This window comes from Thiohalocapsa sp. (genome assembly GCF_022340605.1).
Taxonomy (GTDB): Bacteria; Pseudomonadota; Gammaproteobacteria; order Chromatiales; family Chromatiaceae; genus Thiohalocapsa.
On the sequence record NZ_JAJDNQ010000140.1, the window covers coordinates 15433 to 28153 of the forward strand.

Below are 12721 nucleotides of genomic sequence, written 5' to 3' on the forward strand. Positions count from 1 at the left end.
GCGGTGACAGCGACAATGGCCCGGCATGCTTTCCGGCAGCTTTCGGTGCCGGCTCGCTCAGCCCGACCCGCTCACTAGCACCCGCCCGTAGTTGGATGGCACGTCGACCTCGACATCGGTCTCGCCCGCGGGCAGGTCCAGCACCAGGGCGGCGTCGGTGGCGGTTCCGCCGAGGCGGTCGGTCCACTCGCCCGGGCGCGGGAAGGGGACGCGGATGACGCTGTCGATGCCGCTGAAGTTGAGCAGCACCATCACCGTCGGCTCGGCGCCGTGGTCCGGGCAGCGCTGGTAGACGATGAGGCCGTGGGCGGGGTCCGAGCGGTCCTGGTGGTACCAGGCGTTGCGGCTGCGCAGGGCCTGCAATTCGTGGCGGAGCTGGCCGAGCCGGCGGTAGAGGTTGGTCAGCGCACGTCCACCCGGCTCATAGAAGAAGTTCCAGTGCAGGGGGCGGGCGGCAAGCACGCGGGAGCCGCCGTCGTCGTGCTGGCCGTAGGTCTCGCCGAATTCCTGCCCCTGCCACAGCAACGGTATGCCGACGGCGGTCATCAGGGCGATGGCCAGGGGTTGCAGCCGGTACCAGGCCTGGTAGTCCCGACCGAACAGGTCGAAGCCGCCCTGGTAGGGGTTGTGCTCGCCGCTCAGCAGGTACATGAGCCGGCTCTTATCGTGGGACTCGATGAACTGGAGCGGCGCCACCGGGAAGCTGTCGCCGAGTTCCGGGTTCTCGTAGTGCTCGGGCCACGGCTCGCCGAGGTCGATCAGCAGCAGGTCGTGGATCAGCCCCTCGGGCACCGGGCCGTGCGGACCCCGTATCATTGCCATCGCCTTGTCCATGGGCCACCAGCGCTTGCTGGCGGTGGTGTAGGTCTCGCGCAACACGGCCTTGGGGCGGTCCAGGTACTCGGCCACTTGGAGGATGCCGCTGTGGCCCTCGGGCTGCTGAAAGCGCCCGATGGCCTTGCTCGCCTGGTAGGCCTCGAACACCAGCCGCGCATAGCCGCTGCCGGTGGCGCCGTCGTAGAAGCCCGGCACGTAGTCATAGCGAAAGCCGTCGAAGTGCAGCGTCTCGATGAAGTAGCGGTTGACGGCGCTGAAGTAGTCGTGGGTGAAGGGCTTGTAAAAGTCCGTGCCGATGCCGAACAGATCGCCGGCGAAGGGGCCGATCATGGGGTTCGGCTCGCCGGTCAGGTCGTAGACCTTGCGGTAGGCGAACTCCTCGTGCATGTGGGCGTAGACGGCGTCGTGGATCACCGCAATGCCCTCCGCGTGACAGGCATCCACCAGCGCCGTGAGCCCGGCCACGCCGCCGTAGCGCTCCTCGATGGCGAAGTAGCTCATGGGCATGTAGCCCCAGCGGTAGGGCTCCGGCACATTGGTGACCGGCATGAGCTCGATGCAGTTGACGCCGAGACTCTTGAGGTAAGTGAGCCGCTCGCGCACGCCGTCGAAGTCGCGCGCGAAGTCGTCCACCATCAACTCGTAGCAGATGAGCTCGTCCAGGGCCGGCACGCGGAAGCCGGCGTCGGTCCACGCCATGGGCGGCGCGGCGGGCAGCTCGAAGGCGCTCATGGTCCCCGTCCCGCTCAAGCGCGCGAACGGGTCGGCGAAGAATGGCACCAGGGTATGGCCGGCTTGTTCCAGCCGGTAGCGGTAGAGATAGCGCCCCGGCTGGCCGAAGTGCCCCGTGCCGCCGGGCAGCGCGGACAGGTGGCCGTCGAAGGCCCAGCGGTCGTACTCGCCGCCGGCGTGTAACAGCTCCACGGCGATGGCGGGTATGCCGGGGTCGAACTGGTCCGCCTGGTGAATCAGGTCGGCGAACAGCCGATAACCCTTGTCCGGCGTGATGGCCGGTAACAGGATGCCGAGGCGCAGGCGGTCCGAGCCCGCCGTGGTGTCCGGCACGGCGCCGAGTTGCTCGAGGTCGATCATCTTGGGTTCACCCGCGGTGCTTCAGGCTGTGGAAATCGTACGGCACGCCTGTCGGCGGCTCACACGGCGCCGATTATTGGCCAATGCGGGGCGATATTCAGCACCGGCGTCGCCGGCGGCCTGAACTGCGGGTTAGCGCGGCGTAACCCGACGATGGGCGCCGGTAAGCCGTTTATTGTCGGGTTACGCTATCGCTAACCCGACCTACGATCCGCTCGCTTTCGGCGTTGCGAGCAATACTTTCACGGTCTCTAAGGGCTAGGGGCGGAGCGCAGGCGGCTGGGCACGTCAGCGCTGGCCGTCTTCAGGCGCTGGCCGCCTCCGGCAGCCGCTCCCGGGAGGCGATGGCCTCGGCGTAGAACGCCAGATAGCGTCTGGCGCTGGCCTGCCAGCTCAGGTCTTGCCGCATCCCGGCGAGCACCAGTTGGCGCCATTGCTCCGGGCGCTCGCGGTGCATCCAGAGCGCGTGCTCCACGGCGTACCAGAGCCCGTCGGGGTTCGGGTCGTTGAATAGGAAGCCAGTGGCGGTGCCGGTGGCCAGCGCGGCGTCGCTGGCGTCCACGACGGTGTCCGCGAGGCCACCGGTGCTGTGCACGATGGGCACGCTGCCGTAGCGCAGGCTGTACATCTGGTTCAGCCCGCAGGGCTCGAAGCGCGAGGGCATCAGGAAGGCGTCGCAGCCGGCCTCGATCAGGTGCGCGCGCGGCTCGTCGTAGCCGACGAAGACGCTGACCCGGTCCGGGTGTTGGGCGGCGGCGTCCTGCAACGCCTGCTCCAAGGCGCGGTCGCCGGCACCCTGCATCACCAGTTGCACCTGGCCTACGGCAACCAGCCGCGGCAGGATGGCGATGATGAGGTCCACGCCCTTCTGCTCCACCAGCCGGCCCACGTGGCCGAGCACAAAGGCGTGCTCGTTCCGCGGCAGGCCGAAGCGCTGCTGCAGGGCGCGCTTGTTCTCGCCCTTCAGGTGCACGTGGTCGCTGTCGTAGCCCTGCGGCAGGGCCGGGTCGTCGGCGGGGTTCCAGATGCGGTAGTCGATGCCATTGAGGATGCCGCGGAAGCGCCCGCCCAGTTGCCGCAGCAGGCCGTCCAGGCCGCAGCCGAAGCGCTGGGTGCGCACCTCGTCCGCGTAGCGCGGACTCACGGTGTTGACCCGGTCCGAGAAGACGATGCCGCCCTTGATGAACGACATGCGCTGGTGGAATTCCAGCCCGGCCACGGCCCAGAGCGACGCCGGCAGGTGCAGCCGGTCGAAGGTGGCGCGGTCGAACAGCCCCTGGTAGGCGAGATTGTGGATGGTGAACACCGTCGCCGGGCGCTCGTCCTGGTCGCGCAGCAGTGCCGGCGCCAGGCCCGTTTGCCAGTCGTTGCAGTGCAGGATGTGCGGGCGCCACTCGAGCGGCGGCAGCCCCATGGCGAGGTGGGCGACGACACGGCTGAAGAGCAGGAAGCGCTCCGGATTGTCGCCCCAGTCGCGCCCGCTGACGTCGGTGTAAGGGTTGCCCTCGCGGCAGAAATAGGCCGGTGCGTCCACCAGATACACCGGCAGGTCGCGGTCCGGCAGCAGGCCGCCGAGCAGGTGAACGCCACCGACGGCACCGGCGATGCGCAGGTCCATCAGGTGCTTCAACTCGCGTACTTGCTTCCTGGCGCTCGGGTAGGCGGGCAGGACGAGCCGCGCGTCGTGGCCTAAGTCGCGCAGCGCCATGGGCAGGCTCGATGCCACGTCGCCGAGACCGCCGGTCTTGACCAGCGGATGGGCCTCGCTGCTGGCGATCAGTACGCGGTAGCCGGTCGGGCTGGCGTCAGGAGAAATCTCACTGTGGTCCATGGGGGTCGGCGCAATATTGGGTTTCTTCGTGGGTGGACTCCGATGCTGCGCGGCCGGGGTCGAAGCTGCGCGGCCGGGGTCGAAGCGGCGCGGCTGGGTTCGACGCTGCGCGGCTGGGTTCGACGCTGCGCGGCTGGGCTCGACGCTGCGTGGGCGGGTTCGACGCTGCGCGGGCTGGCGCCGTGGCCGCGCTATGTGCGCGAACCGGTGCGGACGGTGCGCCGTTCCCAGATCCTGCAGCGCCCGATCCCATCTCTGCAGCCCGCTCCGCTGACCGATGGGGGCGGTTGGCCCGTATCCCGTCCAGGTCTGCTGTCGGGAGCCCGTACGTCGGACGACCTGCGGCGATGGCTAGGTTTTGTTCAATCAAGCTAGCACAAAGTTCAGCCAATGTACGACAGACATTTTCCATCGGCGGAGGATATTCCATGCCCACATGCTGCACGCTCGTGATCTTCGGCGCCACCGGCAATCTGTCACAAATAAAACTGTTGCCCGCGCTCTACAACCTGGAGCGCGCCGATCATCTGGCCCCATCGATGCGCATCGTCGGCTTCGGCCGCCGCGACTGGACCGACGAGCACTGGCGCGGCGAGGTGCGCGAGATTCTCGGCCAGCAGCTCGGCGAGCGGCTGGACGGCGCCGTGCTGGAGCGGCTCCTGGAGCGGCTTCACTTCGTCGAGGGCGATTTGGAGGACGACGCCGGCTTCCAGCGCTTGGCGCAGCGCCTGCGCGACGACGATGGCTTCCCGCCCAACCTGGTGTTCTATCTGGCCATCGCGCCCACCTTTTACGGTGAGGCTGCGGACCGGCTCGCCGCCTGCGGGCTGAGCCGCCCGGAGCACGGCTGGGCGCGCCTGGTGGTTGAAAAACCCTTCGGTTACGACCTCGAGAGCGCCGAGATCCTGGATGAGCATCTGCAACGCCACTTCCACGAGGAGCAGATCTATCGGATCGACCACTACCTGGGCAAGAGCACGGTGCAGAACGTGCTGGTGTTCCGCTTCGCCAACCTGCTGCTCGAGCCCCTGTGGAACCGCAACTACATCGACCACGTGCAGATCACCCATGCCGAGGCGAAGGGCATCGGCAAGCGTGCCGGCTTCTATGACGGCGTCGGTGCGCTGCGGGACATGATCCAGAGCCACCTGTTGCAGATGCTCACGCTGGTGGCCATGGAGCCGCCACCGAGCCTGGACGCCGAGGCGCTGCGCGACGAGAAGGTCAAGGTGCTGCGCTCCATCCGGCCCATCCCACGCCAGGCGGTGCATGCCCACGCCTTCCGCGCGCAGTATCGCGCCGGCCAGGAGGAGGGTGTCCGCGTGCCGGGCTACCTGGAAGAGGAAGGCGTGGACCCGCACAGCACCACCGAGACCTACGCCGCGCTCAAGCTCTATATCGACAACTGGCGCTGGCGCGGCGTGCCCTTCTACGTGCGTACCGGCAAGCGCATGGCGGCGACGCGCTCGCTCATCGCCATCCGCTTCCGACACCCGCCCCAGCAGCTCTTCAGCGACACCCCCATCGAGCAGCTCAAGCCCAACTGGCTGCTGCTCAACATCCAGCCCAACGAGTGCATGCGCTTCGAGCTGCTGGTGAAGCAGCCCGGGCTCACCATGCGCACCCAGACCGAGCGCCTGGATGCCAGCACGTGCTCCATCGGCCGAGACCACATCGACGCCTACGAGGCGCTGATCCTGGACGTGCTGAGCGGCGATCATTCCTTGTTCTTGCGCTCCGACGAGGTTGAGCGCGCCTGGAGTGTCGTCGACCCGGTGCTCAAGCTCTGGGCCACCGAGCGCGAGTTCATCCACACCTACGACGCCGGCAGCTGGGGGCCGCGCGAGGCCAATCGCCTGTTCGACAAGGAGGATCAGCACTGGCGCAACGGACTGGACGAGTGAGACCCGTGCGCCGACGCCGCGCATCGCCCGGCGTGTCGGCCGGCGTGTCGGCCGGAGTGTCGCCCTCCAGGGCGACACACACTATCGGTTGAAGATGACTCCAAACCCCAGACCGCAGCCCCTCAGCACATTGACCTTGCGCTTTCGCATTGGTTATGGCAACGCCATCGGCGAAGATGCCCGCATGAACACGCAAACGCATCCCATTGCCATTTCCACCATGAGCAAGCGCATCCTCCCGCGATTCCTGCCGGTGCTGCTGGCCGCCGTGCCGCTGCTGCTGGCCGGCTGCAACCAGTCCGCCGACACCGAGCAGTCCAGCACGCCCAAGCTGCTGCAAGTCGCCGAGCGCGGCGATGTCTCCGCCCTGGACGCCTTGCTGCGCCGCAACCGCGACGCCAACGTCCGCGACAGCTGCCAGTGGACCGCGTTGATGAAGGCCGCCAACAACGGTCACCTGGAGGTCGCCAAGCGCCTGCTCGCCGCTGGCGCGACGGTCGACGCCGCCGACAAGGGCGGCTACACGGCCCTGCTGCTGGCGGCCGGCAACAACCACGTGGACGTGGTCAAACTGCTGCTTGACAACGGCGCCGCGATCGACGCCCAGGAGCAGACACAGGGCTACAGCCCGCTCATCTGGGCCGCCCAGCGCGGTAACACCGACACCGTCAAGCTGCTGCTCGCCCGCGGCGCCGACACCACGCTGCCGGACTTCCAGGGTCATGACGCGGCCTGGCATGCACAGGAACTGGGGCATGCCGACGTGGCAGCGCTGCTCGCGCCGGCCGCTCCGAGCGCGCAGCCCGCGGCGGGAAGCTGAGCGACGTAGGTCGGGCCGACGCCAGGAGGCCCGACGACCAGTCGGCTGCATCGAGCCCATATCGGGCTTCGTCCCCGAACTTCCCTTATCATCCCTCCCATGGTCAGCCTCCGCGAAACCATGGCTCGGAACGGATTCGAGTCCAACGACGACTACGAATTCCAGGTCTGCTGCCTGCTCCACGGCCCCGCCGACGGCATCCGCACGCTCAGCATCGAAGGCGACGGCGAGCGCCGCAAGACCGCCTTCGCCACCGCCCTCGCGCACTCCCTGGAGCGCCCGCATGTGCTCTACCACGACTTCGCCGACCGCTCCCGCGCCGTGGCGGACGACATCCGCACGGAACGGGTTCACTTCGAGAAGGGCGCCACGAGCGCGACGGTACAGGGCACCATCAAGGGCTACGAGACCGTGGACTACGTGCTCGGTGCGCGCAAGGGCCAGTCCATGAACGTCAGCATGGCCACGGACAACGGGGCCAATTACTTCAACATCATCGCGCCGGGCAAGGCGGACGAGGCGATGTTCATCGGCTCCACGTCCGGCAACCAGTATGAGGGCACGCTGCCCGCGAGCGGCGATTACAAGGTACGCGTCTATCTAATGCGCAGCGCCGCGCGCCGCGACGAGGTGGCGAAGTACCGGCTGGAGATGATCATCGACTGAAGCGGCGTACCGGGGGCGGCTCAGCGGCCGGCAAAGAAGGCGCGGACGGCTTGCTCGGCGGCATCGGCGAGCAGGGGTTGGGCGTTGGCCAGGGCGGCGTCCAGGCTCATCGGCCCGTGGCAGAGGCTGAAGACGGCGTCGATGCCGATGGCGTGCAGCGCGGCGATGTCATCACCGATGCCGCCGGCGATGGCGATGCACGGAATGCCATATGCCTTGGCGCGGGCGGCGACGGCGGCGGGGGCCTTGCCGTGGGCGGTCTGGTGGTCGATGCGGCCTTCCGCGGTGAGGACCAGGTCGGCGCCGGCGAGGTGGTGGTCGAGCTCCAGCAGGTCCAGCACCAGCTCGGCGCCGGGCCGGAGCGTCGCGCCGGCGAAGGCGGCGAGGCCGGCGCCGATGCCGCCGGCTGCGCCGGCGCCGGGGAGGTCTGAGATCCTCAGACCCAGGTCGCGCTCGATCAGGCCCGCCAGGTGGGCGAGGCCGGCGTCGAGGGCGTCCACCTGTGCTTGGCTCGCACCCTTTTGTGGGCCGTAGACCCGGGCGGCGCCGCGCGAGCCGGTGAGGGGGTTGTCCACGTCGCAGACGGCTTCGATGCGGGTTTGCGCCAGCCGCGGGTCCTTGTCGGTGGCGTCGATGCGGGCGATGTCGGCGAGCCGGCTACCCATGGGCTCCACGCGTTGGCCCGCGGCGTCCAGGAACCGCCAACCGAGGGCTTGGGCCATGCCGACGCCGCCGTCGTTGGTGGCGCTGCCGCCGAGGCCGACGATGATGTGCTTGGCGCCGAGGTCCAGCGCGGCGCGCATCAGCTCGCCGGTGCCGAGCGTCGTGGTGGCCGTGGCGTCACGCTGGTGCTCGGCGAGCAGCGCGAGGCCGCTGGCGAGCGCCATCTCGACGACGGCCGTGCGGTGGGCGGGGCTCCAGACCAGCGCCGCATCCACCGGTGTGAAGCGCGGGCCGGTGACGGTGAAGGTTCGATGCTCGCCGTCCAGCACCTCGGTGAGCACCTCGGCCAGTCCGTCGCCGCCGTCGGCCACCGGCAGTTGCACCAGCTCGGCGTCCGGCAGCGCGCGAGCAATGCCGCGGGCCATGGCGGCGGCTGCCGTGGCAGCGGTGCAGCTGTCCTTCAGCGCGTTGGGGGCGAGGATGATCTTGGGCATGCTGGGGCAGGCACAGAATCCCGTCGTTGCGGTCGGATTGCTGTGGGAGCGGCGTTCCCGCCGCGATGAGCGCAGACGCCGCCGATCCGTGGGAGCGGCGTCCTCGCCGCGATGCGTCCTCGCCGCGATGAGCGCCGGCGCGGCCGATCGCGCCGGGGGCGGCGCTCCCACCCGAGCGCGGCGATTGTATCGTGCCGCACACGCCGCTCGCGCGAGCGCCCCCGGCCTGTTGGGCTCACTCCTCCGGCGGCACGTCCCCCACCCGCAGCGCGGGCACCGCGGGCAGAGGCTGGAAGTAGAGGATCACCATGGCCACCAGAAAGGCCACCGCGAGGCCGTTCAGCAGCGCGGAGAGCACGTCGGCGGTGAAGCGCTGCTTGGTGGGCGGCGTGTCCGGCTTCAGGCCCGGGGAGGCGGGCAGCAGCGGGTCCACGCTCTCGGGCGTGTCCAGTGCCTGCGCCAAGCGGGCGGCGGTGTCGAAGGGCAGCCGCTGCGGCAGACGGGTGAACACGCCGGGCACGAAGCCGGGGCCGGACTCGCCGAGCAGGTCTTGCTGCTCCGGCACGCGACTCACGAGCACCATCTGGGCGGAGACGGTGTCGAGCGCCTTGGGCTGGCGCGGATAGGTATTGGCGGAGATCCGCGCCGCCCGCAGGAAAGGATAGCGCAGCGCCGGGCTGGTGCCCCCGAAGGCGTCCAGCGGCACCAGCACGAGGTCCGGGTCGTCCAGCAGCTTGACCACGCCGGCGTGGCCCTGCTCGATCATGAAGATCAGCGCGTCTACGTCGCCGTCCGTCAGTTGCAGCCGCGCCGTCAACGGGTTGTGGATGGGCGCCAGCTCAACTTGGTCCAGCAGGCCGGCGGTGTTCAGGATCAGCCAGGCGAGGTTCCAGCTGCTGCTGCCCTCGACACCGACGCCGACGCGCCGCCAGGCGCGTGGGTTGGCGTCTTCGGCGCGGGCAATGACGTGCGCGAGCCGGCTGCCGACGGCGCCGACGGCCTCGATCTGCTGCGCTGGCGTAATGCCGCCCTCGGGGCCGATCTGGTAGACCTCCTCGGCGCCGACGAGCCCGAAGCGGGCCTCGCCGTCGCGCACTGCGACGGCGGGCAGGTCCGTCTGTTGCACAAGCAGGCGGCGCGCGGGCATGACCTCGCGGATGGCCTCGGCGGCGCGGATGGGCAGGTAGCCGAGATCGGAGATGGGCGTGACGGCCAGGGTCACGCTGCCGCGGGGCTCCTCCGCGGCCGGCGCCTGCGGCAGCAGGCCGAGCTTCTCCAGGTGCCCCCGGGCGACGTCGCGGTAATCCTCACCCTTGCGGTCCACCCGGGCGTTGAGCCGGCGCATGTCGTCGGTGCTGATGCGCCCGGCGAGCTTGTTCCAGGCGGCGGCGAGCTTGGGGTGCTGGTCCAGCACCGCCTGGCGCACCAGCGGCGCCGGGCGGTAGATGGGATAGAAGCCGAGGTCGTCTGCCAACGGCGTGATGCCGTAATCGTCGAGCCGGGCGTCGGTCAGGAACGCCTCGGCGGCGTCCACCTGCTGCTCGGCGAGGGCGTTGTAGATGCCGTTGCGGTCGCCGATGGGGAAGATCTTGGTCTCGCCGAGGTTGAGCCCGTAGCGGCGCGCCAGCGCATAGAGACCGTCCACCGGCCGCTCCAGGTAGCCCGCATCCACGGCGAAGCTGATGGGCTGATCCGCCGCCGCCAGCTCGGAGAGGGTCTGGATGTCGCGGCGGATGGCGGTGGAGCGGCGGATGGCCACGGCAAAGCCGTTCTCCAGACCGAAGGGCTCCAGCCACGCGAGCCCAAGCGGCGCCATCTGCTCGCGCGTCTCCTCGGTGGCGAGCCGGGTGTCCACCACCCGGGGCGCCCCGCTCATGCTGAGCAGTGTGCCGTCGTATTCCGGGTAGGCGTCGATGACGCCGCGCTGGATGGCCTCCAGGCTCTTGCGGTTGTCGCCGTAGGGGATGGCGCGCTCCACGCGCACGCCGGCGTTCTCGGCGAGCAGGGCCATCATCTCGGCGAGGATCTTCTGCTCGGTGAAATCGTGGGAGCCGATGCGCACCCGCTGGAAGTCCTTGCCGCAGCCCCCGCCAAGGAGCAGTAACGGCAGGAGCGTAAGCACGGCGAGACAGCCGCGCAGGCCCGGCCGCCGGCGCAATCGAATGAACCGCAACGTCCTCATGCCCGCCTCCTCCCTGCAATGGGCTCCTCGCGCAGCGCCCGCAGGAAGGCGACGAGCTGCAGCACCAGGATCAGCGTGAAGGGCACGGCGCCGAACGCGGCCATGGCCTTGGCCACCGCGACGCTGCCCGAGAGCAGGATGGCCAGGGTCAGCAGCGTGATGGCCGTGCCCCAGGCGAGCTTGAGCGGCATCCCGGGGTTGAGCCGCCCCTCGGAGGTCATCATGCTGATGACGAAGGTGCCGGAGTCCGCGCTGGTCACCATGGACAGCCGCGCCGACTCGGCGCTGGCGCGCGCGACGTCTCCCGGCGGGTGGGCGAAGTGGGTGATGGGCTCGGCGACGCCCCAGAACACCAGCCCCGAGCCCATGCCGCCCGCGAACAGCATGGCCAGCCAGGACGCGGTGGAAAATTCGGGGCGGGAGTCGTCCGGGCCAAGCCGCAGCCGCCCGTAGGGGCTCAGCGCGAGCACGGCGGCGAGGATGACGAAGCCGGTGCAGAGCGCCAGGTAGAGCCAGCCGACGCTGTCCAGCACGTAGTTCAGCAGGCCGACCGACGCGGAGGTCATAGTGTCCGGTGCCAACAGCCCCCAGACACCGAACGCCAGCACCAGCAGAAACGAGATAATGACGACGATGCGTGCGTTGCGCGGCGCGCCGGCCGCCGTGGCGGTGGAAGACAAATCGACTCCCGTGATTGTCTGGGCCGAGGTGCTATTGCAGCAGGTTCGGCGCGCGGGATACACCCCGCGCGTTCGGTGTCCGGCCCGCTGGTTCCCCGAACGGGCCGCTTGCAGGGCGATCGCTAACCCGACCTGCACCCAATTCTCGCCCGGTCTCGCCCCGCTGTGGGAGCGGCGTCCCCGCCGCGACCGGCGCCCATCGCGCCGGGGACGGCGCTCTCACGGCGCCCATCGCGCCGAGGACGGCGCTCCCACGGCGCAGCGCGCTCGCCCCCGTCTCCAATCAAAGCTGCCTCTGATCGAGGCCGCCTCTGGTGCCGGCGGGGATTAACAGGTCACGCGTGGGCGACAGGTGGCCGTCCGGCCGCTATCATCCGCGCCCCAGGCGTCGCTGACGCCCGTGATCACTCATCCCGTCTCTTTGGCCCCGCGCGGGGCCGTCCAGTCATCTATCCAAAGAGGATCAACCCATGGAACAGACCTTCGTCATGGTCAAGCCCGACGGCGTGCAGCGCGGTCTCGTCGGCGAGATCGTCGCGCGCCTGGAGCGTCGCGGCCTCAAGCTGGTGGGCGCCAAGTTCATGCGCGTGTCGCAGGAGCTCGCCGCCGAGCACTACGCCGAGCTCAAGGACAAGCCCTTCTACCCCGGCCTCATCGACTACATCACGAGCTCCCCAGTGCTGGCTATGGCCTGGGAGGGGCGCAACGCCGTCGCCGCCGTGCGCCAGACCCTGGGTGCCACCAAGCCGTCGGAGGCCGCCCCCGGCACCATCCGTCACGACTACGGCATGGACGTGGGCCGCAACCTGACCCACGGCTCCGACTCGCCGGAGAACGGCGCCCGCGAAGTGGCCCTGTGGTTCAAGCCCGAGGAACTGGTGAGCTGGGACCGGGCGACGGACGCCTGGATCTTCGAGTAAGCACCGGGACGCGTGCGGCCGGCGGTTTCGGCGCCGTCAGGCTCGGCGCCGCGATGTGCCGCAACCGCGGCCGCGACCAAGCGGTTGCCGCCGCCGGCGGCCGGGGTCGATGCAGGCCGGTGAGGGCCAAGCCCTGGCCAACGAGTCACGGCCGGTATTCGTCGCGAGGAAGGCAGCCGCTACACTTGCCGGTGGTCAGTCCAGCAACGCCGGCCGGCTGGACATGGCACTGCGCTTCAACGGCCAGGTCTACCTGTTCGAGTTCAAAGTGGTGGAGCTGGCTCCCAAGGGCCGTGCCCTGCAGCAGAGCAAGGACGCCGGCTACGCGGACCGCTACCTTGACGACCGCCTGCCGATCCATCTCATCGGCCTCGAATTCAGCCGCGAGCAGCGTACCCTGGAGGGGTTCGAGGTGGAGACGTTGCAAGACTAGTGCTCCAGTGCGAAATTGCCGAGACCGTTCGCAACGCCAGCCGCAGTGCCGATCCGTGTCGCCCTCCAGGGCGACACCTCTCCGCGTTGGGACAAACGGTGTCGGCATCTTCGCAGCCTTGCACCAGGCGGCTACTACGCGAGATCGCGGTGCGCAATCACGCAACCCGCCCAACCCGCTCGCACCGGCCCGCCGTTCT

General features: G+C 69.4%; 8 protein-coding genes and 2 pseudogenes. 5 read left to right on the forward strand and 5 right to left on the reverse strand.

Features of this window, described 5'->3' with window-relative positions:
- Positions 1-57: 57 nt before the first annotated feature.
- Together LJE69_RS17195 and glgA are read right to left on the reverse strand one after the other, a co-directional pair.
- Positions 58-1929 carry an alpha-amylase family glycosyl hydrolase gene (locus LJE69_RS17195; protein ID WP_296927258.1) on the reverse strand — a complete coding sequence of 624 codons (1872 nt, stop codon included), beginning with the start codon at positions 1927-1929 and terminating at the stop codon, positions 58-60.
- Positions 1930-2233: 304 nt separating this feature from the next.
- Entirely contained in the window at positions 2234-3760 is a 1527-nt protein-coding gene (gene glgA, locus LJE69_RS17200; protein WP_296927259.1) for a glycogen synthase GlgA, read from the reverse strand.
- 428 nt (positions 3761-4188) lie between these two features.
- Between glgA and zwf the strand changes: the two genes are divergently transcribed.
- The 3 genes and pseudogenes from zwf to LJE69_RS17215 all read left to right on the forward strand — a co-directional run.
- On the forward strand, positions 4189-5664 hold the full coding sequence (zwf, locus tag LJE69_RS17205; RefSeq protein WP_296927260.1) for a glucose-6-phosphate dehydrogenase: 1476 nt from the start codon (positions 4189-4191) through the stop codon (positions 5662-5664).
- Between the two features lie 136 nt (positions 5665-5800).
- Complete coding sequence (locus LJE69_RS17210) at positions 5801-6484, forward strand: ankyrin repeat domain-containing protein (protein ID WP_296927261.1); 684 nt, start codon at positions 5801-5803, stop codon at positions 6482-6484.
- Between the two features lie 99 nt (positions 6485-6583).
- Positions 6584-6787 (forward strand): annotated as a pseudogene (locus tag LJE69_RS17215) (hypothetical protein); the annotation flags it as partial.
- A 383-nt stretch (positions 6788-7170) separates the two neighbouring features.
- On the opposite strand, the gene LJE69_RS17220 reads toward LJE69_RS17215, so the two are convergent.
- From LJE69_RS17220 to LJE69_RS17230, 3 genes are all read right to left on the reverse strand, one after another.
- Positions 7171-8307 carry a glycerate kinase gene (locus tag LJE69_RS17220; RefSeq protein WP_296927262.1) on the reverse strand — a complete coding sequence of 379 codons (1137 nt, stop codon included), beginning with the start codon at positions 8305-8307 and terminating at the stop codon, positions 7171-7173.
- Between the two features lie 235 nt (positions 8308-8542).
- Positions 8543-10489 (reverse strand): glycine betaine ABC transporter substrate-binding protein, encoded by a 1947-nt coding sequence (locus tag LJE69_RS17225; RefSeq protein ID WP_296927263.1) that lies wholly within the window; start codon positions 10487-10489, stop codon positions 8543-8545.
- Positions 10486-11169, reverse strand: a complete 684-nt coding sequence (locus LJE69_RS17230) for a BCCT family transporter (protein WP_296927264.1) — start codon at positions 11167-11169, stop codon at positions 10486-10488. Before LJE69_RS17230 ends, LJE69_RS17225 begins: the two co-directional genes overlap by 4 nt.
- Before the next feature lie 470 nt (positions 11170-11639).
- Between LJE69_RS17230 and ndk the strand changes: the two genes are divergently transcribed.
- Positions 11640-12089 (forward strand): nucleoside-diphosphate kinase, encoded by a 450-nt coding sequence (ndk, locus tag LJE69_RS17235; RefSeq protein ID WP_296927265.1) that lies wholly within the window; start codon positions 11640-11642, stop codon positions 12087-12089.
- Positions 12090-12288: 199 nt separating this feature from the next.
- Positions 12289-12522: pseudogene (locus LJE69_RS17240) on the forward strand (PD-(D/E)XK nuclease domain-containing protein); the annotation flags it as partial.
- Positions 12523-12721 lie beyond the last annotated feature (199 nt).

Excerpts from the sequence above, each read along its gene's own strand:
- LJE69_RS17220 (WP_296927262.1), bottom strand. The coding sequence starts at position 8,307 with ATGCCCAAGATCATCCTCGCCCCCAACGCGCTGAAGGACAGCTGCACC.
- glgA (WP_296927259.1), bottom strand. The coding sequence starts at position 3,760 with ATGGACCACAGTGAGATTTCTCCTGACGCCAGCCCGACCGGCTACCGC.
- LJE69_RS17195 (WP_296927258.1), bottom strand. The coding sequence starts at position 1,929 with ATGATCGACCTCGAGCAACTCGGCGCCGTGCCGGACACCACGGCGGGC.
- zwf (WP_296927260.1), top strand. The coding sequence starts at position 4,189 with ATGCCCACATGCTGCACGCTCGTGATCTTCGGCGCCACCGGCAATCTG.
- ndk (WP_296927265.1), top strand. The coding sequence starts at position 11,640 with ATGGAACAGACCTTCGTCATGGTCAAGCCCGACGGCGTGCAGCGCGGT.
- LJE69_RS17225 (WP_296927263.1), bottom strand. The coding sequence starts at position 10,489 with ATGAGGACGTTGCGGTTCATTCGATTGCGCCGGCGGCCGGGCCTGCGC.